Origin of the sequence: Mycobacterium sp. TY814, assembly GCF_030755175.1 — a bacterium.
Lineage (GTDB): Bacteria > Actinomycetota > Actinomycetes > Mycobacteriales > Mycobacteriaceae > Mycobacterium.
Genome location: NZ_JAUFRY010000005.1, coordinates 64,681 through 87,405 on the forward strand (window position 1 = coordinate 64,681; position 22,725 = coordinate 87,405).

At 66.7% G+C, this 22,725-nt stretch carries 21 protein-coding genes; 12 read left to right on the forward strand and 9 right to left on the reverse strand.

The features are described from left to right. Positions 1-9 precede the first annotated feature (9 nt). The 4 genes from QXH22_RS28355 to QXH22_RS28370 all read right to left on the reverse strand — a co-directional run bounded on the left by QXH22_RS28355 (position 10) and on the right by QXH22_RS28370 (position 5,163). On the reverse strand, positions 10-1,287 hold the full coding sequence (locus QXH22_RS28355; protein WP_306277741.1) for a D-arabinono-1,4-lactone oxidase: 1,278 nt from the start codon (positions 1,285-1,287) through the stop codon (positions 10-12). Between the two features lie 2 nt (positions 1,288-1,289). Further along, complete coding sequence (locus tag QXH22_RS28360; protein ID WP_306240541.1) at positions 1,290-2,495, reverse strand: M28 family metallopeptidase; 1,206 nt, start codon at positions 2,493-2,495, stop codon at positions 1,290-1,292. 28 nt (positions 2,496-2,523) lie between these two features. Beyond that, positions 2,524-3,762 (reverse strand): amino acid deaminase/aldolase, encoded by a 1,239-nt coding sequence (locus QXH22_RS28365; RefSeq protein WP_306240542.1) that lies wholly within the window; start codon positions 3,760-3,762, stop codon positions 2,524-2,526. Positions 3,763-3,942: 180 nt separating this feature from the next. Continuing rightward, complete coding sequence (locus tag QXH22_RS28370) at positions 3,943-5,163, reverse strand: CaiB/BaiF CoA-transferase family protein (protein WP_306277647.1); 1,221 nt, start codon at positions 5,161-5,163, stop codon at positions 3,943-3,945. Positions 5,164-5,389: 226 nt separating this feature from the next. Between QXH22_RS28370 and QXH22_RS28375 the strand changes: the two genes are divergently transcribed. Genes QXH22_RS28375 through QXH22_RS28410 form a run of 8 tightly spaced genes read left to right on the forward strand, consistent with a single transcriptional unit; the run spans position 5,390 to position 14,005 of the window. Next, positions 5,390-6,253, forward strand: coding sequence for a mycofactocin-coupled SDR family oxidoreductase (locus tag QXH22_RS28375; RefSeq protein ID WP_306277648.1), 864 nt, complete (start codon positions 5,390-5,392; stop codon positions 6,251-6,253). A 54-nt stretch (positions 6,254-6,307) separates the two neighbouring features. Further along, positions 6,308-7,246 carry a thiamine pyrophosphate-dependent dehydrogenase E1 component subunit alpha gene (locus QXH22_RS28380; protein WP_306277742.1) on the forward strand — a complete coding sequence of 313 codons (939 nt, stop codon included), beginning with the start codon at positions 6,308-6,310 and terminating at the stop codon, positions 7,244-7,246. A gap of 14 nt (positions 7,247-7,260) precedes the next feature. After that, positions 7,261-8,259, forward strand: coding sequence for an alpha-ketoacid dehydrogenase subunit beta (locus QXH22_RS28385; RefSeq protein ID WP_306277649.1), 999 nt, complete (start codon positions 7,261-7,263; stop codon positions 8,257-8,259). Then, on the forward strand, positions 8,252-8,491 hold the full coding sequence (locus QXH22_RS28390) for a lipoyl domain-containing protein (RefSeq protein ID WP_306240546.1): 240 nt from the start codon (positions 8,252-8,254) through the stop codon (positions 8,489-8,491). The genes QXH22_RS28385 and QXH22_RS28390 overlap by 8 nt, the downstream gene beginning before the upstream one ends. 17 nt (positions 8,492-8,508) lie before the next feature. Next, on the forward strand, positions 8,509-9,378 hold the full coding sequence (locus tag QXH22_RS28395) for an enoyl-CoA hydratase/isomerase family protein (RefSeq protein ID WP_306240547.1): 870 nt from the start codon (positions 8,509-8,511) through the stop codon (positions 9,376-9,378). A 19-nt stretch (positions 9,379-9,397) separates the two neighbouring features. Further along, complete coding sequence (locus QXH22_RS28400) at positions 9,398-10,927, forward strand: acyl-CoA synthetase (RefSeq protein WP_306277650.1); 1,530 nt, start codon at positions 9,398-9,400, stop codon at positions 10,925-10,927. 13 nt (positions 10,928-10,940) lie between these two features. Beyond that, a complete protein-coding gene (locus tag QXH22_RS28405; protein WP_306277651.1) occupies positions 10,941-12,311 on the forward strand; it encodes an aromatic ring-hydroxylating dioxygenase subunit alpha in 1,371 nt (456 codons plus the stop codon). After that, positions 12,308-14,005 carry an FAD-binding protein gene (locus QXH22_RS28410; protein ID WP_306277652.1) on the forward strand — a complete coding sequence of 566 codons (1,698 nt, stop codon included), beginning with the start codon at positions 12,308-12,310 and terminating at the stop codon, positions 14,003-14,005. Before QXH22_RS28405 ends, QXH22_RS28410 begins: the two co-directional genes overlap by 4 nt. 12 nt (positions 14,006-14,017) lie before the next feature. On the opposite strand, the gene QXH22_RS28415 is transcribed toward QXH22_RS28410, so the two are convergent. Beyond that, positions 14,018-14,869: an enoyl-CoA hydratase-related protein gene (locus QXH22_RS28415; protein ID WP_306277653.1), complete on the reverse strand. Its 852-nt coding sequence runs from the start codon at positions 14,867-14,869 to the stop codon at positions 14,018-14,020. A gap of 110 nt (positions 14,870-14,979) precedes the next feature. Beyond that, positions 14,980-15,525 (reverse strand): bifunctional 2-polyprenyl-6-hydroxyphenol methylase/3-demethylubiquinol 3-O-methyltransferase UbiG, encoded by a 546-nt coding sequence (locus tag QXH22_RS28420; RefSeq protein WP_306277654.1) that lies wholly within the window; start codon positions 15,523-15,525, stop codon positions 14,980-14,982. Between the two features lie 95 nt (positions 15,526-15,620). Between QXH22_RS28420 and QXH22_RS28425 the strand changes: the two genes are divergently transcribed. After that, on the forward strand, positions 15,621-16,211 hold the full coding sequence (locus QXH22_RS28425; protein WP_306277655.1) for a TetR/AcrR family transcriptional regulator: 591 nt from the start codon (positions 15,621-15,623) through the stop codon (positions 16,209-16,211). Positions 16,212-16,232: 21 nt separating this feature from the next. Here QXH22_RS28425 and QXH22_RS28430 read toward each other — a convergent pair whose 3' ends face one another. After that, complete coding sequence (locus tag QXH22_RS28430) at positions 16,233-17,459, reverse strand: hypothetical protein (RefSeq protein ID WP_306277656.1); 1,227 nt, start codon at positions 17,457-17,459, stop codon at positions 16,233-16,235. 531 nt (positions 17,460-17,990) lie between these two features. Here QXH22_RS28430 and QXH22_RS28435 point away from each other — a divergent pair. Next, positions 17,991-18,404 (forward strand): hypothetical protein, encoded by a 414-nt coding sequence (locus QXH22_RS28435; RefSeq protein WP_306244200.1) that lies wholly within the window; start codon positions 17,991-17,993, stop codon positions 18,402-18,404. Here the strand turns inward: QXH22_RS28435 and QXH22_RS28440 are convergent. Both QXH22_RS28440 and QXH22_RS28445 read right to left on the reverse strand, forming a co-directional pair. Then, on the reverse strand, positions 18,401-20,152 hold the full coding sequence (locus QXH22_RS28440; RefSeq protein WP_306277657.1) for an amidohydrolase family protein: 1,752 nt from the start codon (positions 20,150-20,152) through the stop codon (positions 18,401-18,403). The two genes, QXH22_RS28435 and QXH22_RS28440, sit on opposite strands and share 4 nt — an antisense overlap. Before the next feature lie 108 nt (positions 20,153-20,260). Further along, complete coding sequence (locus tag QXH22_RS28445) at positions 20,261-21,028, reverse strand: LLM class flavin-dependent oxidoreductase (RefSeq protein ID WP_306277658.1); 768 nt, start codon at positions 21,026-21,028, stop codon at positions 20,261-20,263. A 274-nt stretch (positions 21,029-21,302) separates the two neighbouring features. On the opposite strand from QXH22_RS28445, the gene QXH22_RS28450 reads away from it, so the two are divergent. Together QXH22_RS28450 and QXH22_RS28455 are read left to right on the forward strand one after the other, a co-directional pair. Then, positions 21,303-22,487, forward strand: coding sequence for a cytochrome P450 (locus QXH22_RS28450; RefSeq protein WP_306277659.1), 1,185 nt, complete (start codon positions 21,303-21,305; stop codon positions 22,485-22,487). Next, entirely contained in the window at positions 22,484-22,678 is a 195-nt protein-coding gene (locus QXH22_RS28455; RefSeq protein ID WP_306240559.1) for a ferredoxin, read from the forward strand. Before QXH22_RS28450 ends, QXH22_RS28455 begins: the two co-directional genes overlap by 4 nt. Positions 22,679-22,725: the final 47 nt, after the last annotated feature.

Below are 22,725 nucleotides of genomic sequence, written 5' to 3' on the forward strand. Positions count from 1 at the left end.
GGCGTCCCGTCAGTTTCCGAGCACTCGCCGGGTGTAGTCGTTGCGGAAGACGCGGTCGGGGTCGAGGCGGTCCCGGACCGCGATGAACCGGTCCCAGTCCGGGTAACGCTCGCGCAGGGTGGCCGCGTTCTGGTAATGCCGCTTCCCCCAGTGCGGCCGGCCCTGGTACTCGTCCATGATCTCCTCGACGGCGCGGAAGTAGGTTTCGAATTCCATGCCGCTGAACTGATGGACCGCGATGTAGCAGGTGTCCCGGCCGTACGCGGTGGACAGGAATGCGTCGTCAGGCGCGCTGAACCGCACTTCGAGGGGGTACATGATCGGCAGGTTGCGCCGGCGCACCAGCTCGATCACCCGCTGTACCGCTTCGTTCGCGTGCTCGCGGGGTATCGCGTACTCCATCTCGGTGAATTTGACGTTGCGGGCGCTGGCGTAGACCTTCCACCCGTGGTCCTGGACGCTGGACGGTGACATGAGGCTTGTCATCAACCGGTTCAAACGCGGTGCGGTGCTGGGGAATTGGCGGCCGGCGCGGCAGATCACGTTGAGGCCGGCGTTCTCGAATCCCTCGCCGAGTTTCTTCTTCCACACCGGGCCGGGCCGCGGCGGTTCGTTGCTGCGCCGGGTGGTGCGCGTCAGCGCGGTATCTCCATAGGGGAACACGAAGAACTCGAAGTGGTCGTTGCCGTCGACGTCGGCGTCGAGTCGCTCCAGCGTTTCGGTCAGTGGGCGCAACTCGTCCTCGCGGTGCAAGGTGAACAGGGGCACTACCCTCAGGGTCACCTGGGATATCACGCCCAGCGCGCCCAGCGAGACCCGCGCCGCCAGGTAGTCGTCTCCCTCGGAGACCTCCAGCACATCGCCGGTGGCGGTGACCACCCGCGCCGAAACAATCTGTGCCGAAACGTTTTTGAAGCGCGCTCCGGTGCCGTGCGTGGCGGTGGCGGTGGCTCCGGTGATCGACTGCTTGTCGATGTCGCCCTGGTTCTCGATGCCGAACCCGTGCGTCGCCAACTCGGCGAAGAGTGGATGCAGCTTGGCGCCGCCCTGGACGGTCGCCAGTCCGTTCGCCTTGTCGACGTTGATCACCCGCTGCAGGCCGGTCATGTCGATCATCACGCCGTCGGTGCAGGCGCAGTCGGTGAACGAGTGGCCGCTTCCCACCGCGCGGACCCGCTGTCCCCGACCGGACGCCAGGCTCACGATGTCGGAGAGCTCGGCCTCCGACGCGGGCCGCTCGATCGTGACCGGTGCGCAGATTTGGTCACCGGCCCAGTTCTTCCACATGTTCATCGCACCAGCTCCCGTGCTACCGATTCCGCGACCGTGACTGCGTGAATCACGGTCTCATACACCAGATTTTCTGGCGTATCCGACATTTGGTGATAGTTGGACAGCGCCTTGTGGCGGTCGATCGAAGAGAAGCAGGCGGTGGGGTAGCCCGCGCGGCTCATCAGGACGGCGTCGGTGCTGTTGCGCGATCGCATGCCGCGGCGCAGCGGCGCTCCGGCGCGTTCGGCGGCCCGCACCACCAGATCCCGGAACGGCCGGTAGAAGTAGTCCTCCATGACTGTGGTGCCCTCGCCCTCGAGCATGATGAGCTCGGGTGAACCGACGGTGTCGAAGTTCAGGAAGTAGGTGCGCTCGCGGTCGAGTTCCGGCTTGTGCCGGGCCATGAAACCGTAGATGCCGCCCTGCAGTTGCTCCTCGGCTCCGAGCGAGACCAGCAGCACCCGCACGCCCGGCACGGGCCGGTCACGCAGCCGCTCGGCCAGGGCCACCAGCAGCGCGACCGCCGAGAGGTTGTCGTTGGCGCCAGGCACTATCGGGCTGCGGGCGATATCGGTGAACGCGGCCACTCCGATCGCGCTCACCGCCGCTCCGGCGAGCATCATGGCGCGGCTGCCCCGCAGGGCCCCCACCCCGGCAAGGGCGGGCGCGAAGATGGTCGGCCACCAGTTGGGCAGCGAGGTGTCCACCCGCTCGACGATTCCGGGGAACCATGCGACCGCGTACTCCTGCAGCTTGGAGTCGAAGAACTTGCCACTGTGCGCGGCGTCGTGGTGGGCGCACACCACCAGCGTGTGCTCACCCGCCGGGTCGCCGGCTTCGGCAACCACGTTCCAGGTGGTCCGGGAGTTGTGCAGCGTCTTGCGCACCACCCGTGCGCCGTTGGAGCAGTCGTCGGCGATGGCCAGTCCGGCACCCAGTCCGGCCAGCGCCGCCGGCGCACGCAACCGCCGGCTGAGCAGACCCGCCGCGGCGGCCGCGACCCCGACGGCCGACAACTTGGCGTGCAGCCGCGGATATCCGTCGTAGAACTGCTCCTCCTCGATGCGCGCCTGTCGCGCTCCGGCCGCGCGCAGCCGCTCGACGATCCAGACGGCCGCCCGGTGTTCTCCCGGGCTGCCGGCACCCCGCTCGATGGGTGCGAGTGTCTCGATGACTTCGCGCAACGTGTCGAGTTCCGTCGGCCCTGCGGCGGTCGCGGTCATGGCAACTCCTGTGTGTGCATCAGATCCATCAGAGGAAGGTGCACCCCTCACCCCGGTAGGTCGGGACCGTGTCGACTATCGCAGCGCCGCGTACCAGATGCAGGCGGTCGAACCGCTCGCACAGTTCGCCCGCCTTGGTGTGGCGGAAGTACACCTTGTCGCCGATCTTGAGGCTGCGGGCCGCGTCGCCGGTGAGCGGGGTCTGGACTTCACCGGTGCCCTCGACCGAATTGAGCGCCAGCCCCGCCGGCAGATAGGGGGTGGGCATCCGGTCCTTGGCGCCGACGCCGCTGGCCAGGTAGCCACCGCCCAGCGCGGTCACCGTCTGGTCATCGGGCCTGCGACACACCGGCAGTGCGAACATCGCCGCCGGCTGCAGCGTGAACGACGAATAGGAGTCGAAGAGCGTCGGCGCGTAGAAGCCGGATCCGGCGGTCGCCTCGGTCATCGCCGGTTCCTGCGCGACCAGCTGCAGGTCGCCGGTGCCGCCGGCGTTGACGATCTCGAGGTCGGCCACCTCACGGACCAGCTCGACGGCGCGGGCACGTCGCTCCCGCAGTTCCGCGATAGACCGCCGCTGCATGAACCCCACGAGGGCGTTCTGCAGATGCTTTCCGGCGACATGGTCACCGAACCCGGCGATGTGGCCCTCATAGGACATCAGTGCGACGAGTTTCAGATTGGCGCGCCGCGCGATGTCCTGCGCCAGGGCCCGCGCCTGCTCGGGGGTGTGCAACGGCGAGCGCTTGGGGCCGATCTTCACGCGACCGCCGGCCGGCCAGAATCCGGCGTCGAGATCGAGGCACAGCCGCACCGGCTGGTTTGTGGCGCTCTGGATCAGGTCGAGATGGTCGACACTGTCGACCATCACGATCGGCGCACCGTCGGGATCTGCGGCGGTGAGCTCCCCCAGTTCGCGCAGCGCAGCGCGGTCGGTGCTGGGATAGGCGAGCAGGAGATTGCGGAAGCCGTGGCCGGCCAGCCACAGCGTTTCCCGCAGGGTAAAGGTCATCAGCCCGTCGAAGCGCTCGTTCGAGTCCAGGATCTGGCGTTGTATCGGCCTGCACCGCAACGACTTCGACGCGACGCGAATCGGCTTTCCGCCGGCGCGGGCGAGCAGCTGGGCGGCGTTGCTCCACATCGCGTCGAGATCGACGAACGCAAAGGGCGCATCCAGATCGGCGAACGCCTCTTCATAGCGCTGCAGTCGGCCCTGGATATCGAGCCTGACCTGCCCCTGCGGAGGTGGCTGGTGGGCGGCATTCACGCCGTCACCTTACTGAACATTCGCCCAATTGCCGCAACATGACCGTAACCGGGTCGGCAGTGTGTGCAGTTTGCCGTCGACGGCGTCCGATTCTGTGCAGAATGCCCTGCCCCGGTCCGCCGGCTTCGTGCCCCGAACCCGCCGCAGACCGCCCGTTCCGCCGCACCCGGCGGCAGGTGGTCAGAGGATGGCTTTGACGTCCTTCGCGTGCGCGATCTGGTCCCAGTCCACATCCAGTTCGAGCAAAATCTCTTCGGTGTGCTGGCCGTGTTCCGGCGCGCGGGTCGGACCCGGTGGCGTCTCGTCGAATTGCACCGGCGCAGCGACGATCCGGTACTTCTCGCCGTGGTCGTCGAGATTGGTGATCACGTAGCCGTTGGGCTCCACCTGCGGGTCGTTGAGGGTCTCGCGCGGAGTCGCCAGGGCACCCCAGACACCCGGTTCGTCGTGCAGGACCTCCCGCCAGTGCGCGAGGTCGTGAGCGGCAAACGCGTCGGCGAAGATGGCCGTGGCGTCGGCGGCATTGGCGATCAGGTTCGCCGACGGCACGAATCGCTCGTCGTTGGCCAGCTCCGGCAGGCCCATGCGCCGACAGAACCCAGCCCAGAATTTATCCGGCTGCAGAAAGACCAGCTGGATCCATCTGTCGTCCTTGGTCTTATAGCGGGCCACCAACGGATTGATGGCCAATCCCGGTGGCGCTCCGGGGATTCCATCGATATCGAACAGATCTGCCACGGAGATCGACGGCGCGATGGCCCACATCGCCTGCGCCAGCAGGGAAGAGTCCACGATGCTCGGCTCACCGGTGCGCTCACGGTGAAACAAGGCGGCACAGACCCCGCCGGCCAACGTCGCGCCACCCTGCAGGTCGCCGAAGGCGGGTCCCTGCACAGCCGGGTTCTCGGTGCCGAAGGGGGTCAGCGTGTACGCCACTCCGCCGCGCGCCAGATAGGCGGCAGCGTCGAAGCCGCCGCTGTCGCGGTCCGGGCCGCGCACCCCCAGGCCGGTCCCCCGGGCAATGATGATGCCGGGATTGAACGAGCGGATGTCCTCCACCGTCAGCCCGGCCCGCTCCAGGGCACCCGGCAGCCAGTTGGTCAGGAAGACGTCCGCGGACGCCAGCAGCCGCCCGAACAGTTCGCGGCCCGTGTCGGTCTTGATGTCGATGGCGATGCTGCGCTTACCCCGGTTGCTCAGCTCCAGAATGAAATCGACGTCGGCCCGCGCCGCCTGACGGGTGAAACCGCCGACGACCAGCGCCCGCCCGGGATCACCGGAGGCCACGCCCTCCACCTTGATGACGTCAGCCCCCCAGTCCGACAGGGCGACTCCGGCCGACGGCACATAGGTCCAGGACGCCAGCTCGACCACCCGAACACCGCTGAGCATGCCCGCCATCGTCAACCCCCTCGGTTGCCCGGTTCATTCCTTGCTATTTTAGATATTCTAGCTACTGTAAGCCATATTGGTAGCCCGACTGCAGCCATGCCCGCTCGGTGCGGCTGTTCGTGGAGAGATGCGATGGAAGCCGGCCACTGGTCAGATCACCCAGCTCTTTCCACGACGAATGACCTTGGGCCACAGAGCCAATCGTGCAGAAAAGTACCGGGGTGAGGGGCGGGACGTGGGCCGAGTAACCGGAAAGGTAGCCGTCGTCAGCGGTGCCGCTCGGGGGCAGGGACGATCCCACGCGCGGATGCTGGCGGCCGAGGGCGCCGACATTATCGCGGTGGACCTGTGCCAGGACATCGAGACCAACGAGTATCCACTGGCACGGCCGGAGGACCTCGAGGAAACCGCGCGACTGGTCGAGAAGGAAGGGCAGCGGGTGTATTCGGCGATCGCCGACGTCCGCGATCGTCCCGCGCTGTCGGCCGCCATCGACGACGGCGTCGCCGAGTTGGGCCACCTCGACATCGTGGTCGCGAACGCCGGCATCTGCCCACTGACCGCGGGCCTGCCGCCACAGGCCTTCGCCGACGCCGTGGACGTCGATCTGGGCGGCGTGCTCAATCTGGTGCACGTCAGCCTCAAACACCTGCATGCCGGCGCGTCTATCATCGTCATCGGGTCCAACGCCGCGTTCATGTCCTCGATGAACACCACCGGAATCGACGGCGGGCCGGGAGGCGCAGGGTATGCCTTCGCGAAAATCGCTGCGGCACACTATGTGAACGACTTTGCGCGGGCGCTGGCGCCGTTCTCCATCCGCATGAACGCGGTGCACCCCACCAATGTGAACACCGACATGCTGCACAGCGCGCCGATGTACCGGGCGTTCCGGCCCGACCTGCCCAACCCGACTCGCGAGGATGCCGAACCCATCTTTCCGTTGGTCCAGGCCATGCCGGTCCCCTACGTCGAACCCGAGGACATCAGCGAGGCCGTGCTGTTCCTGGCCTCCGATGCGGCGCGCTACATCACCGGCCAGCAGTTGCGTGTCGACGCCGGTGGGTTCCTCAAAGTCAAACCATGGTCGGGCTCGTAACGCTTGCAACGGAACTGGAGGCATCAGGTGAACGAGCGCCGGCTCTACGAACTGATGGTGTTGATGAAGGCGGCCGACGACCGGCTTTCCAAGGGCATCGGCACCGGCGAGTTCATGTGCGTGTATTGGCCCTCGCGCGGCCAGGAGGCCATCGCGGCGGCCATGGGTGTGGCGCTGCGGGACGACGATCAACTGGTGACCACCTACCGGGGACTGCATGACCTGATCGGCAAAGGCGTTCCGCTGGAAGAGATCTACGGCGAGATGATGGGCCGCGTCGTGGGCGCCGGGCGCGGCAAGGGCGGCACCATGCACATTGCCAACCCCGGCAGGGGTGTGATGCTCTCGACCGGCATCGTCGGAGCCGGCCCACCGGTTGCCGTCGGCCTGGCCATGGCCGGCAAACGCAAAGGACTGGACCGGGTTACGGTGGTCAGCTTCGGCGACGGCGCCACCAATACCGGCTCGTTCCACGAGGCCGCCAACATGGCCGCCCTGTGGGATCTGCCGTTGGTCTTCGTCTGCCAGAACAACCTCTACGCCGAGATGACGCCGACGTCGGACACCATGAAGATCGCGCAGGTGGCCGACCGGGCCGCCGGTTACGGGATGCCCGGCGAACGAGTGGACGGCAACGATCCGCTTGCGGTGCAGTCGGCCCTGGTGCAGGCATTGGACCGGGCGCGCAGCGGCGGGGGGCCGACCTTCATCGAATGCGTGACCTTCCGGTTTCGCGGCCACTACTTCGGCGACCGGATGCCCTACATTCCCAAGGATCAGCTGGCCGAGGCGTTGGCGGCTGACCCGGTTCCGCGGTTCCGCAACCACCTGGAAGGGACGGGCATCTGCACCGCAGCCGAACTCGACGAGATCGAGGCCGACGCGCAGGCAACCATCGAGGAAGCGCTGCGCGTGGTGCTCGGCGCCGATCCGCCGTCGGCCGACGAACTGGACCGGGATGTGTACGCGACGCCGATCAAATTCCCCGGGTGAGGAACAGGCTGGCTATGGAAGAAAAAGAGATGACGATGCGCGAGGCGCTCAACCTCGCGCTGGATCAGGCGTTGCAGGCCGACGACCGGGTGTTCCTGCTGGGCGAGGACATCGCCGACCCCGGCGCGTCCGGCCCTACCGCGGGTCTGTCGACGAAATACGGGCATCACCGGGTGCTGGACACACCGATCTCGGAAGCCGCGATTCTCGGCGCGGCGATCGGCGCGGCGATCGACGGCCTGATTCCGGTGGCCGAGATCATGATCATGGACTTCATCGGTATCGCCGCCGACCAGTTGATCAACAACGCGGCGAAGTTGAGGTTCATGACCGCGGGACGGACCACGGCGCCCATCACCGTACGGACCCAGGTCTACGCCGGTCTGGCCACCGGCGCCACGCACTCGCAGACCCTGGAATCCTGGTTCATGCACATTCCGGGGATGAAAGTCATCGTCCCGTCCACCCCGCGGGACGGCAAGGGCCTGCTCACTTCGGCGATCTTCGACGAAGACCCCTGCCTGTTCGTCGAAACGATCCGGCTGCAGGGCCGCAAGGGCCCGGTCCCGCTCGACCCTGCGTTCGCGATTCCCTTGGGCCAGGCCGATATCAAGCGGCCCGGCACCGACGTCAGCCTGATCAGCTACGGGCGCGCGGTGCACGACGCCCTGGCGGCGGCGGCCACCCTTGCCGAGCAGGGCGTCAGCGCCGAGGTGGTGGATCTGCGCACCCTGCTGCCGCTCGACGTCGACACCATCGTCGAATCCGCTCGTCGCACAAGGCGAGTCGTGATCGTGCACGACGCGGTGCAGTTCGCCGGGCCAGGGGCCGAGGTCGCCGCAATTCTGTCCTCCGAGCTGTTCGGTGAACTGGCCGCTCCGATCCAGCGCGTCGGCGCCCGGTTCGTACCGAATCCGGCGGCGGCCGCCCTGGATGCGCAGGTCTACCCGTCACCGGCCAAGATCGTGGCCGCCGCGCAGCTCACGCTGGAGAAGGCGAAAGTTCATGGCTGATTTCGTGATACGGATTCCACGGGTCTCGGTCGCCGTCTCGGAGGCCGAGCTCACCGAGCTGCTGGTGGACGGCGGCGCGTACGTGGAGGAAGGGACCCCGATCTACGTCATCGCCACCGAGAAGGTGGAACAGGAGATCGAAGCCGGCGCCTCGGGCACCGTGCAATGGACTGCACAGACCGGAACCACCTATGACATCGGCGCCGAAATCGGCGTCATCACCTCATCCTGAAAGGTAAGCGAAACGGCATGGACCTCAACGAGACTCGTGAAAGAATCATCTATGAGAAGGAAGGCCCGATCGCGCGGGTCACACTGAACTGGCCGGAGAAGGCCAACGCCCAGGACCAGAAGCTGGCCGAAGAAGTCGACGCCGCGCTGCTCGACGCTGACCGCGACTACGACATCAAGGTGCTCGTCCTCAAGGCCAACGGGAAAGGTTTCTGCTCGGGGCACGCGATCGGCAACAACGCCGTGGACTACCCCTCGTTCGTCGAAGGCGCGAAGGTGATGGGCACGCCGTGGAAACCGCAGACGGACCTGTTCGTCAAACCGGTGATGAATCTGTGGGAGTTCTCCAAACCGACCATCGCGCAGGTACACGGCTATTGCGTCGGCGGCGGCACGCACTACGGGCTGACCACCGACATCGTCATCGCGGCCGAGGACGCGTACTTCTCCTATCCCCCGTTGCAGGGATTCGGCATGCCGTCGGGTGAATGCTCGATCGAGCCCTGGGTTTTCATGAACTGGCGACGGGCGGCGTACTACCTGTACCTCGCCGAGGTCATCGACGCCAAGAAGGCGCTGGAGGTGGGACTCGTCAACGAGGTGGTGCCACGCGAGCAACTCGACGACCGCGTCGAGGCCATCGCCCGCCACATCGCCCAGGCCCCGATGACGACGCTGCTGGCGACGAAGGCCAATCTCAAGCGGGCGTGGGAGCTGATGGGCATGCGGGTGCACTGGCAGAGCTCCAATGACCTTGTCGCCCTGGCCTCCATCAGCAAGGACGTGCAGGAGCTCATTCAGACGGTGTTCCGGGACAAGGTGCTCCCGTCCGAACAGGCACGGCGCCAGGCTGCGGCCGCCGCCTCGACCGACGGCGCCGGCACCTGAGCCCGCCCGAGCTCCGCCCGTGAACATCGCCGACCATGCGAGAACCGCCGCTGCTTCGCCGGCACTCATCACCGAGGACGGCGTGGTCTCGTTCGGGGAGTTGCACGACCGCAGCCAGCGAGTCGCCGCGGCGCTGCACGAAGCGGGCCTGCGCCGCGGCGACGGCGTGGCGCTGGTTCTGCCGAACCGGCCGGAGTTCTTCGAAATCACCTGGGGTTGCCAGCTTTCCGGCCTCTACTACACGGCCGTGAATACCCACTTCACGCCGGACGAGGTCGCGTATGTGATCGACGACTCCGAGGCGAAGGCGGTATTCGTCGACGCGTCCATGCCGGTCCTGGCCACGCACATCCGCGAAGCCAACACCTCGGTGCGCGTGCATCTGGTGGTCGGCGATGAGCTGGCGGGCTGGCGATCCTATGGCGAGGCATTGGCAGCCGCCGGTGCTGCGCCACCGCCGACGGACGGCACCGAGATGCTCTACTCGTCGGGCACCACCGGCAGACCCAAGGCGGTGCGACGCCCACTGCCGGCGGACGGCAACGGGTCCTGGGCACAGTCGGTGCTGGAGATGGCGCTGATCCACAAGTACGGGATGCGGGCGTCCGACGTGTACCTGTCCCCCGCACCGCTCTACCACGCGGCCGGCGTCAACTACACGATGGCGGTCAATCGCGTTGGGGCGGCCTCGATCATCATGCCGCGCTTCGATGCGGAAAGCGTCTTGCGGTTGATCCAGACCCACCGGGTAACCCACGCCCAGTTCGTGCCGACCATGTTCGTGCGGATGCTCAAGCTGTCCGAAGCGGTGCGCAGCGAGTACGACGTGTCCAGCCTGCGCTGCGTCATTCATGCCGCGGCGCCCTGCCCGGTCGATGTCAAGCATCAGATGATGGACTGGTTCGGGCCGATCATTCACGAGTATTACGGTGGCACCGAGGGATTCGCCGGCACCACGATCGGTCCTCAGGAGTGGCTGGCGCACCCGGGCTCGGTTGGCATTCCGATGACGGCGGTGCACGTCGTCGGCGAGGACGGCGCCGAGCTGCCGCTCGGTGAAACCGGCGAACTCTACTTCGAGGGCGGTCCGGACTTCGAGTACTTCAAAGATCCGGCCAAGACCGCGTCGGTGTTCAACGAGCGGGGCTGGCGCACCCTGGGCGACATGGGTTATCTCGACGCGGAGGGATATCTCTACCTCACCGACCGCTCGACTTTCATGATCGTCTCCGGCGGGGTCAACATCTACCCGCAGGAGGTGGAGAACCTGTTGACCATGCACCCGAAACTTGTCGACGCCGCGGTCTTCGGCGTGCCCAACACAGAATTCGGCGAAGAGGTCAAGGCGGTGGTGCAACCGGTCGCGGGAATCGACCCGGGATCCGGGCTGGAAGCCGAGCTCATCGACTACTGCCGAAAACATCTCGCCGCCTACAAGTGTCCGCGCACCATCGAATTCGACGTCCTGCCCCGCGACCCGAATGGGAAGTTGTACAAGCGGCGAATCCGCGACAAGTACTGGCAGGGACGGACGTCCCGGATTCTATAGACGAGGAAGAGCCATGGACGTCAACTGGACGCCGCTTGCGGTGCCGTGGGCGGTGCGGGATGCCGACCGAATCCCCAAGCAGCGCTACTACGATCCGGAGTTCTACGAGCTGGAGAACGAGAAGTTCTGGCCACGGGTGTGGCAGATGGCCTGCCGGCTCGAGGAGATCCCCAAGACGGGCGACTTCGTCGAATACGAAATCCTCGACCAGTCCGTCATCGTGGTCCGCCTGGATGCCGACACGGTGCGCGCCTACCACAACGCGTGCCGCCACCGCGGCGTGAAATTGTCGGAAGGCAACGGATCCCGCCGTACGTTCGTATGTCCATTCCACGGATGGTGCTGGGGCATCGACGGGCGCAACACCTTCGTGCTACGCGCCGACACTTTCGACGAGCACAACCTGAGTGCCGACGACCTGGCGCTGGTACCGGTGCGCTGCGAGCTATGGGGCGGGTGCGCGTGGATCAATCTCGACGACGACGCGCCGCCGCTGCGTGACTGCTTCGAACCGTTCGCGACGATCTACGACGCCTGGAAGGTCGAGTCGCTGCGCACCGAGTGGTGGCAGTCGTGCCGGCTGCCGGTGAACTGGAAACTGGCGACCGCGGCCTTCATGGAGGGCTATCACGTCCCGCAGACCCACCCCCAGTTGCTGCCGACGTCGCAACCCGCGTCGGCGAAGCCGGGGCTGGTGCAAACCAGCCTGTACTTCATGCGCACCCTCGGCGAAGGTATGGCCGGCATGACGCACGAGAACGACATCCGCATCGCCGAAGGACTGCAGAACATCGAACTGCCCGGCGATCCGGCCGAGGCGATGGCGGTGTGGAAGAGCACCCTCAACGATGCCGTCGTCGCGTGGCACCGGGCCCGTGGCTGCGACATGCCCGACCTCAACGACCTGCAACGCCGCGGCATCGTCGACGCCATCGGGTTCTGTTTCCCGCACTACTTCCTGCTTCCGCAGTACAGCAGCGCATCGTCCTACCGCATCCGTCCGCTCGGACCGGAGGAGACGCTGTTCGAGATCTGGTCGCTCACCCGTATCCCGCCGGACCGGGTCACCGCGAAACCCACTCCGCCCGAGCCGATGGCGCCCGACGACCCGCGCTGGCCGCCCATCCCCGCGCAGGACTTCTCCAATTTGCCCAAACAGCAAAAGGGTTTGCATTCAAGAGGTTTCGAGTACATGCGGCTGTCCAGCCGGATCGAAGGACTGATCTCGAACTTCGAGCGCGTCATCGACGGGTTTCTGGCAGGCCTGCCGTATGAGGCGCTGGTGCCCGCGATCCAGAAGACCAACACCACCATCGACGTGCCGATCGCCGATCTCGGCTTCACCGCGGGTGTCGGCACGCCGGCAGGAGGGACCGGACAATGAGCACCCAGTGGGACCGCAGCGTCGACCTGGTGATCGCCGGCAGCGGCGGCGGCGGCATGGTCGCGGGGCTGGCCGCCCTGGACGCCGGCCTGCAGCCGCTGATCATCGAAAAGCAGCCCCTGGTCGGCGGTTCGACGGGGTTGTCCGGCGGCATCGTCTGGCTGCCCAACAATCCGTTGATGCGGGCGGACGGCATCGCGGACTCGCACCAGGACGGTCTGGCCTACCTGGCCGACGTCGTCGGTGACATCGGTGCGGCCTCCTCCCCCGCGCGCCGGGAGATGTTCCTGACCGCCGGTTACGAGATGCTCAATTTCCTGCTCCGCAAGGGAGTTCGGATGATCCGCTGCGCCGGCTGGAGCGATTACTACCCGAACCACAAAGGCGGCAACGAGTCGGGCCGCGCCGTCGAGGGAATCCCGTTCGACGCCGCCGAACTGGGAGCCTGGCACGACAAGGTGCAGCCGTCGCTGGCCAAGAACTACGGGTACGTTGTGCTGACCAACGAATTGCGCTCGGTTCAGTACTTCAACCGCTCGCCTCGCGCACTCGCCGTGGCCACCAAGGTCTTCGCGCGCACCCGGGCGGCCCGGCTCGCCCGGCGGCAGCTCCTGACCAACGGTGCGTCCCTGATCGGCCAGATGCTGAAGGTGCTCATCGACCTCAGCGACGGTCAGCCGCCGCTGTGGATCAACGCCGCGATGCAGGACCTGATCGTCGAAGACGGCCGGGTGACCGGCGCCCGGATCGTCCATGACGGCGTCGCGCAGAATGTCGAGGCCCGCAAGGGAGTTCTGTTGGCTGCCGGGGGCTTTGGCCACAACCCCGACATGCGCCGCCGGTACAGCGGCGAGCAGCCCAACGAAGGTCAGTGGTCGATCGCCAACGCCGGCGACACCGGCGAGGTTTTGCAGAGCGCGATGCGCCTGGGCGCCAAAACCGATCTGCTCGACGAGGCCTGGTGGTTGCCTTCGGTTTTCATCGCCAACGGTGGCGCGGCGGCGGCCTCGCTCGGTTCGGGACGGCAGCGGCCCGGGGCCATCTATGTGGACTCCGGCGGCCGGCGGTTCTGCAACGAGTCGAACTCTTACGTCGAAGTCGGCAAGGCGATGTACGCCAATAAGGCGGTGCCGTGCTGGATGATCTTCGACGAGGGTTACGTGCGCAGGTATGTCGCGGGTACCAACCCGGTGAAGCGCGAGCATCTGCCCCCGCAGCTGGTCGAGAGCGGAGCCGTCAAGCGCGCGGAGACGCTCACCGACCTCGCCCGTCAGATCGAGCTGCCCGCCGAGGAATTGGTTCGAACGGTGCAGCGATTCAACAGGTTCGCGGCCAAAGGGCTCGACCCCGATTTCGGGCGCGGGCAGTCCGCGTACAACGACTGCCTCGGCGATCCCGGGTACCGGCCCAACGCCGCGGTCGGGCCGCTGGACCGGGCGCCCTACTACGCGACCCGGGTGCTCCCGGCGGACGTGGGGACCTGCGGCGGTGTGATCACCAACGAGTACGCGCAGGTGCTCGACGAGCAGGACCGCGTGATCGAAGGGCTCTATGCGACCGGTAACACCACCGCCACGGTCATGGGGCGGACGTATCCGGGCGCCGGCGCCAGCATCGCGAGCTCAATGGTGTTCGGGTACGTTGCCGCGCGGCATGCCGCCGGCCGCAAGATCGCCGGGCAGATGAGCGGCTGAGGTGGCGCGGCTTCACGATGGCGGATCGTTCTGGGCGTCGGCGCCCTCGATGAAGTCGCGGGGCTTCATGCCGGACTGCATCAGCTCGGCGCGGCGGGCCTGCACATCGGAGGCGGCGCCCACCATGTTCGTCAGGATGTGGCTGACCTGAAGATGCACGCGCATACCCATCAATTCCCAGGCCCGTTTGACGTTGTTCTTCACCGCCATCAGCGTGGTCAGCGGGATCTGGGAGATCTTGCGCGCCATCTCTTCGACGGTCTGCTCGAGATCGTCGCGCGGTACCACCTTGTTGAGCAGACCCCACTCGAGTGCCTGCTGGGCCGAGAGCGTCGGCGCCAGCAGCAGCCAGTCCATCGTGCGATGCCAGTTCATCAGCAGCCACGGTTCGATCATGGTGTGACCGCCCGGCTCGCCGAGGCTTTGGGCGAGCGGCATCTGGAAGTACGCGTCCTCGGATGCGACGCAGAAGTCGGTCAGCAGCCCGAGGTAGATGCCGCCGCCCATGCAGTAGCCGTGGATCTGGGAGATCGTCGGCTTGGGAAACTCCCAGAGATACAGCGTCGGCCACAGGAAAAGGTCGGCCGTGCCTTTGTAGAGATCTTCGAAGGTGTTGCCGAAGTCCGGGTAAGGGTTCTCGTCCGGTCCCCACCGGGCCACATGGCCACCACAGAATCCCTTGCCGTTGGCTTTGAGGATGACGACCTTGATCTCCTTGTCCCGGTCGGCTTCTCGCAGACATGTGTCGACTTCGGTAACCAGCACTGCGTCTTTGGTGTTGGCTTTGTCGACCCGGTTGAGGATGATGCGCGCGATCGGCGGCTCGCGTTCGTAGATGACTGCTTCCAGGACGCGACGCTCCATGGTCGTGACACTACCCGACAGGGGGTGCGGGCTACAGCGACCGGCTGACCATTCTGCTCCTCATTTCGCTTGTGCCGCCGTCGATTTTGTCGATCCGCGCGGTCGCGCTGTCACGCGCGCCCCACCAACCAGGCGTATCCGGCAGCCTCCCCGGCTGCCAGCAGGGTGAGTTCGCCGAACGCCGAGGGCAGTTCCCCGCGCGTGGCGCGAAACGGCCCCGGTTCGGCGCCGACCTCACTGAGGGTGCACAGGGCCAGCAGCCCGCCCGGCGCCAGCCGCTCGATCATGGCGCGATCGAGCCGCCGATCGCGAAACTTGTTGCACAGCAGCACGTCAACCGCCGGACCCGCCGGCAGGCCGTCGTCGAGGTCGACGACGTCGAACCGGCAGAGCTCGGCAAATCCCAGGCTTGTGGCCAGATCTCGTGCTTGCGTGATGGCCACGCCGGAGATGTCCACACCCCACACGGTCAATCCGCGGCTGGCCAGCCACACCGAGCCGAGCCCGCGGCCGCAGGCGATATCGAGCGCGTGTCCCCGCGTCGGAATCAGATCCGCATAGGGTTCGAGGAAACTCGGCGGGTCCACGGCCGGAACCTGCACCGGCTCGAATCCTGCGTAGCGCTCGTCCCAGCGGCGGCGGTCGTGCTCGCTCACAGCCCCGAGGCTACTGATCGCTAGCCCCGGCGCCGCGCCGAGATGACTCTGGACAGTTGTCTACATTTGCGGCCGGCGTTTTCTAGACTGGACCGGTGTCTAGAAAAGCGGCGTCGCCGGCAACCGGTGCGCCCGCCCCGCGCCGGTCGGATCGCCGCCCCGGTCAGACGATCCGGAAAGTCCTCGACGCCGGGCTGCAGGAACTGCGCGAATCGTCCTACGCCAACCTGACCATGCGGGCGGTGGCGCAACGCGCGGGGGTGTCGCCGGCCAGCGCCTACACCTATTTCTCGTCGAAAAGCGCGCTGGTGGCCGCGGTTTACCTGCGGTTTCTCCGTGAGCTGCCGCTGCACACCGACGTGAACGACACCACCAAGACCCGGGTCAGCGCCACCATGCGTGACATGGCGCTGGTTGTTGCCGACGAGCCGGAACTCACCGCCGGATGTGGCACCGCGCTGATGGCCGACGATCCCGCAGTCATCCCGTTGCGCGTCGAGATCGCGGAGGAGGTGTCGCGCCGGATCGGCGCCGCGCTGGGTCCGGGCTGGCCGCGGTCGGTCAAGTCGACACTGCAGATGACGTTCGCCGGCGCCCTGATGACCGCGCGCTTCCTCACCTACCAGGAGATCGCCGGCCAGCTGGACGAGGCGGTCAACCTCATACTGGGCGCCTCCGTCGCCTGAATCCTCCTGAGCCTCTGGCAGTTACACCGGGGTCAGGGGCAGCGACTTGCGAGGCTGGAAAACGAAACTCGCGCCGCCACTGAACTTGGTTACCGCCACTTCGGAGAATTCTTTTGCGGCAGTGTCGGTTTCGGTGACCACCGCCGTCCACTCGGTGGGGCTGCCGGTCACCTCGACGTGCAGGCGCGGATCTACCGCGGACGCGATCGCCTGCAAGGGCGCCACCGCCTCCGGCGACACCAGCACCGGCCATGCCTCGTCCTCGTGGGCCGGCGAGAGGCGCAGGCGCACTCGATCGGACTCGAAATCTGCCAGCACATAGGCGGCGGGATTGAACAGCGGATGCAACTCCATCACCCGGACGGCACCCTCCACGCCCCCGGGCAGATCGAGCGCCCGGTGAATCCGCTCGCCGGCCAGCCCGGACAGGCCGATGAGCTGCTTGGTGGCGATCGACTGAGCCAGCGCGACGTCATTGCCGGCGCGTTTGCTCACCGCCAGGGCGAAGGACAGGTAGAGCAGATGCATCTGCAGGCAGACTTCGTCGGCCAGGCGCACCAGCGCGGAGTGGGAGAATGCTCCGAAGTCGAAGTCGGAGACCAGCGGACCGGAATAGTCGGCCTGGCCCGGTTCGGTGTTGTCAATGGGGTCGAGTTCGGTGGTCGCGGCTCTGGTGCTTCCGACGATCTCCAGTTCCGGGATGAAACCGACTTCCGGGTGCGAGTCGTCGATGATCACGGTCCATGCGCAGTGCGGCTGCCGGCCTGCAGGCACGCGCGGCGGCCGGTGGATCGGACGCACCTGGGCGCGGCGATTGGTGGCCAGCGCGGTGGCGTCGAACGTCGGATCCTCGATGTCGTGGCACATTCCGCGCACATAGTCGTCGCCCATCGGCTCGACATCCAGCAGCGCACCGCAGTGGTCGAGGTGGAACTCGCCGTGCCAGCGGTCGTGCACCGTGTAGCGGAAGTCCATGAACTGTGGCGGCGCGCCGATGTCCAGTTGCAGTCCCTTGAAGATGGTGATGACGTCGTCGCCCTCGAAGCGCAGTGCGCGCTGCATCCGCTTGGTGTAGAGCGGGCTCGCCCCGGCCCACTCCTCGATCGCGATCTGCACCATCTCTTCGCGGCCGAATTGCTGGATGCACCAAGCCATTCCGGACCGGTCGATCATCTGGCCGATCAGCAGCAGCTCCGGCACCAGCGTGCTGAGCTGATCCCGGGTGAGGGCGGCGTACCTGCTCGTCAACGGCGGTCCTCCGGTCTGCTTCGCTGCCCGGCCGGCGGTGCGAGCCGGTGCCAGCCCGCCGACACCACGCGGTGTCGCAGGCCCTGAATTATGGACAGGTGTCTGATATCAATTCCGACTCTAGCGGACCCCTCTCGACTTGGGCAAGAAAGGCCGTTACCAGGCTGAAATCGCGGCAGAAGGAGAGTCCTGACGACAGCCGGACCGGCCGGGCGCGGAGCCGGGCGATCCAGCAAAAATACCATTCTTCTGGACAGGTGTCCGACAAACTGCTGTGAGACCCATGTCCCTCAGGCGTCATCCGTCGGATGAGCCATCCCCTCGCCGAGCGTGTGACCAGTGCGAAAATCAGCCCCGCGATCCACACCACCAGTTCACGCTCGGCGGACGCGACCCGCGGACACCCGGCGGTTGATCCGCTCCCCGCTTTCGGCAATCCTCATCGGGGAAGCTCGTGGACGAGCCGAAGGAGGGCCTGAGGTGGCGGGTGTGGGACAGATCGCGCTGAACAGTGCGCCCGTCCTGGGTGGCATGATGCTGGCGCTGACGGCGGGGCAGTTCCGGGGGCCGGACTACCGGTCGCTGATCAAACAGGACATGGATCTGCTCGACCGGCTCCCGCCCGAGGCCGCCGAGAGACGCGCCAACCTGCAGCGCAGCATCGACACCCGGATCGACGACCTGATCGACGCGGCCGACCGAACCAACGCGCTGCGCAAGGCCGCGACGTCGTACCGCGGCAACTGGCGCGACATCGTGTTGTTCCTGTGCGTGGTGTTGTTCGCGATCGTCTGGTGGGACGTCAACCATAGCCGGGCCAACTGGCTACCGACGTTTGTGCTTCTGATCCTGCTCTCGGTGGTCACCGCCGCGTACGCGTTGCGCGGAATGGTGCGCGCGGGTGCATCGCTGCTGCATCGGAGCGGAACCGGCGAGCGCGCCTAACCGGCCTGCGCCGGACGAGCGCCGCGAACCAGACCCCCGGGCCTGGCATCGGTCAGCTCTCCTTCGGCGACCACCGTCTGCCCGAGCACCAGCGTCTCGACATAGCCGTCCGCGCGCTGGATCAGCCGCCCTGCGCCGCCGGGCAGGTCTTCCACCCGTTCCGGGTAGTGCAGCGCGAGTCGGTCCAGATCGATCAGGTTGATGTCGGCCCGTCGGCCCGGCTGCAGCACACCCCGGTCGCCCAGCCCGTAGAACCGCGCCGGGTCGCCGGTCAGGCGGTGCACGGCGGTCGCCAGCGAGAGGCCCGGCCCCCTGCTGCGGCCCCGCACCCAGTGCGACAGCAGATAGGTGGTCATGCTGGCGTCGCAGATGATGCCGCAGTGCGCCCCGCCGTCGCCGAGGCCCTGCAGGCTCACCGGATCCGACATCATGTCGTGCAGATGGTCGTAGTTGTTGCCGGCGTAGTTCAGCAACGGCAGCAGCAGGAACTCGCGCCCGTCGGCTCCGAGTAGCACGTCATAGGTGACCTCCCAGGGGTCGCGGCCCTCCCGCTCGGCGATGGCCGCCACGCTGTCCTGCGGTGCGGGTTCGTAGTCGAGTGCGGCGCCGAGCGGATAGAGCCTTTTGAAGATGTGCCGGTTGAGCTGGTCGGCTGACGGTTCCGCCGCCGGATCGGGCGTCTCTGCCAGAATCCGGGCTCGCACCGCGGGATCCCGCAGGCGCTGCACCCGTTGTTGCAGAGGCAAATCCATCAGCGACCGGTAGCTGGGCCGATGGCGGAAGGGGTTCATCCGCGACTGGTGACCCATCAGCATGCCGAAAGCGCGGCACGCCACCTGCGGCCGAATGTCCGCCCCCTCGGCGTTGGCGCCGTGCACCGCGGCGAACCAGCTGCGCCAGTCGTGTGGGTCCTGCTCGTTGACCATGGCCAGAAACGTCAGCGGTATCCGGTATTTCCGGCCGAGCCGGGTGATCCATTCGATCTCGGCGTCGATCGAGTGCCGTTGGTCGCCGCCCATCGCGCCACCGACCCCCGCCGGAACCACCTGCAGCACACCAGAACCCGCGTCGGCCATAACCCCCATCAGGGCGGCGAGCTCGGCTTCCTCCGAGTAGGTGCCGGGCACCGGCTCGCCCGACGCGCTGCGGTGGCCGGCCGTGCGGCCGAACGACATTCCCAGCGCTCCCGCGCGCAGGCCGTCGCCGACTATGCTGCCCATCGCTTCGATGTCGGCGGCAGTCGCAGATTCTTGTGCGCGGTCTCCCATCACGAAGCCCCGGACCGCGGCGTGCGGAATCTGGGCACCCACGTCGACCGCTCTGGGCATCCGCGCCAGCGCATCCAGATATTCGCCGAAGGACTCCCACTCCCAGGCGATACCTTCGGAGAGCGCCGAGCCCGGAATGTCTTCGACCCCCTCCATCAGGTCGACCAGCCACTCGTGCCGGTCGGGTCGCACCGGGGCGAAACCGATACCGCAATTGCCCATGATCGCGGTGGTGACGCCGTGCCAGCACGACGGCGTCAGGTGCGGGTCCCAGGTCGCCTGGCCGTCGAAATGAGTGTGCACATCGACGAAACCCGGTGTGACGGTGAGGCCGTCGGCATCGATGGTGCGGATGGCACCTCCGTCGACGCGCCCGACCTCGCGCACTAGACCGTCACTGACGGCGACGTCAGCGGTTCGGGGTGGCGAGCCGGTGCCGTCGACCACGGTGCCGCCCCGAATGATCAGGTCGAACGTCATGGGCCGCCTTCCGCCGCGGGCTGCTATTTCCACAATAATAGCAATGTTAAAAAGTCTCGCGGCCAAGCGCCCGGGCCCCGGCGTACGATCGCGACGTTCACCGCCGGCCTAAAGCCCGTCTCGCCAAGCGATGAGTTCGCCGAGATTCGTTGAATCGTAACCGTTTTCGTGTGGAGTGACTTCCGCGGTGAACAGCGTCGCGCCTTCGTTGCGGTACCGGTCGGCCTCGCTCGGACCCCGCCACCACACCGCGCGCTCTATCGATGCGTTATCTCGTTGCGCTGCTTCGACATACGCGTGAAGCAGGCCGTTCTGGCGGCGGAACTCGTCGACGGGCCCGGCACTGTGCCAGATGTCGGCGAATCCCGCGATGAGCGGCAGCGTCTTTCTGTCGCCGGGCCCGGTGATGAGAATCGGGATGTCGCGCTGCGGTGGCGGACTGTGACGGGCCAGGGAATATTCGATGCTCGCCAACCCGTCGACCAGTGCCCGGAACCCGTCTCCGGACGAGGCGTGTCCGTCGTTTCCGTATCCGTCGTTTCCGTTTCCGCCGGCGCTGAAACCCAGGATGAGCCGGCCGCCGCTGGTGTGGTCCACCGTGCGCGCCCTGTCGGCCAGCAGGTCCGGGCTGCGGTATCCCATTGCGCTGATCAGCAGGCCGATTTCGGCGCGAGTGGTCAGCTCGCCCCAGGCCGCCGGCGTCGTCCCCGCATCGAAACCGGCGCAATCGGCGTATCGCGGGGGAAGGTCGTCACTGCCGAAGATCACATCGGCCCCCATCGCCTCGGCGTCCCGCACCGCTTGGCGCAAGGTGGGGTCGCTGGCGGCTCCTGCCGTCCGCAGCAGGGCCCCGACCCGGACCGGGCGCGCTGGCATCATTGAAACCTCTTGTGGTCGTGACTCATTGGGAAGGCTTGAACGCCGGCGACAGTAACGCCGGCCCCCGAAGCGATGCGTCTACAGCCCCGCTCTCAACGTAACGCGCCGCCACGGCCAGTTATTTCTACAAGCTATGCAACTTGCAGATGGCCGCCATCGGATTCCGTGATGACAGCAGCAGGCCTTCAACCCCCGCGGCCAAGTTATCTAACTTACGTATTTTTGTAAAACAAGGATTGCCCGCCGACCGGCGCGGTGTCAGGCTGACTACATGACAGAAGCGGAATCATTCGTCGACCAGGCCGTGATGGGTCTTGCCGAGCCTCAGCCGATGTACAAGGCGCTGCGCGAGTCGGCCCCGGTGTTCCGGTCGCCGCAGGCGGTGGTGCTCAGCCGGCTTTCCGACATCGAGATGGCGCTCAAGCGCACCGACCTGTTCTCGTCCAACATGGACGCGGTGGATCTGGGCAACTCGCGACCACTGATCCCGCTGCAGATCGACCCTCCCGAGCACGCGAAATACCGCCGGATCCTGGATCCACTGTTCACGCCCCGGGAGATGGCACGACGGGAGCCCCAGGTCACCGCGCTGGTCAACGAGATGATCGACCGCTTCGCGGACCGGGGTTCCTGCGACTTCCACGAAGAGTTCGCGGTGCCGCTGCCCTGCACCGTCTTCCTGCAACTGCTGGGCCTGCCGCTGGAGGATCTCGACAAATTCCTGGAGTGGAAGGACGGCGTGATCCGGCCGGAAGGGTCCACCGGCTACGACGACCGGCATGACGCCTCGGCCAAGGTCGCCGATCAGATCTACGAATACTTCAACCGCGCCATCGACGACCACATCGCGACCCCGCGCGACGACGTGCTCTCGGCGATGATCGCGACGCACTTCAAGGAGGACGGAGGAGCCGCGCTGTCGCGTGAAGAGTTGCTCGACATCTGTTTTCTGTTCCTGATCGCCGGGCTGGACACCGTGACCGACTCCCTGGACTGCTTCTTCGTGTACCTGGCCCGGCACCCGGAGCACCGCCATCAGCTGGTCGAACAGCCCGACATCCTGCCGCATGCCATCGAGGAACTGCTGCGATGGGAGACACCGGTGCCCGGCGTCGCCAGGGTCGCGATGCAGGATGTCGAGGTCGGCGGCTGCCCGATCAACAAGGGCGAGCGGGTGAGCCCCCTGCTGGGCGCGGCCAACACCGACCCCGCCGAGTTCCCCGACCCGGAGCGGGTCGATTTCAGCCGGAGCCCGAACCGGCACCGCGCTTTCGGCGGGGGCCCGCACCGTTGCCTCGGATCCCACCTGGCCCGGATGGAGCTCCGGGTGGCGTTGCGGGAGTTCCACCGGCGAATCCCCGATTACGAGATTCCGCCCGGCACCGAGCTGAAGTACACCGCTGCCCTGCGCTCGGTCGAGGCGCTGCCGCTGACATTTCCGGTACCGGGCCGATGACGCGCGTGTCGGTGGATCCGGACCGCTGCGTGGGTCACGGACGCTGCTACTCGCTGGCGCCGCGGATCTACGATTCCGACGACGCCGGCCACGCCGTCGTCCTTGTCGAGGACGTGTCCGGCGACCTCGAGCAGGAGGCGCTGCTCGGTGCGCAGAACTGCCCGGAAGAGGCGATCACGCTTACTCCATGAGCGGGCCGCCGGTAGGTACGCTGTCGCAAACGACAGAAGGGACGCCC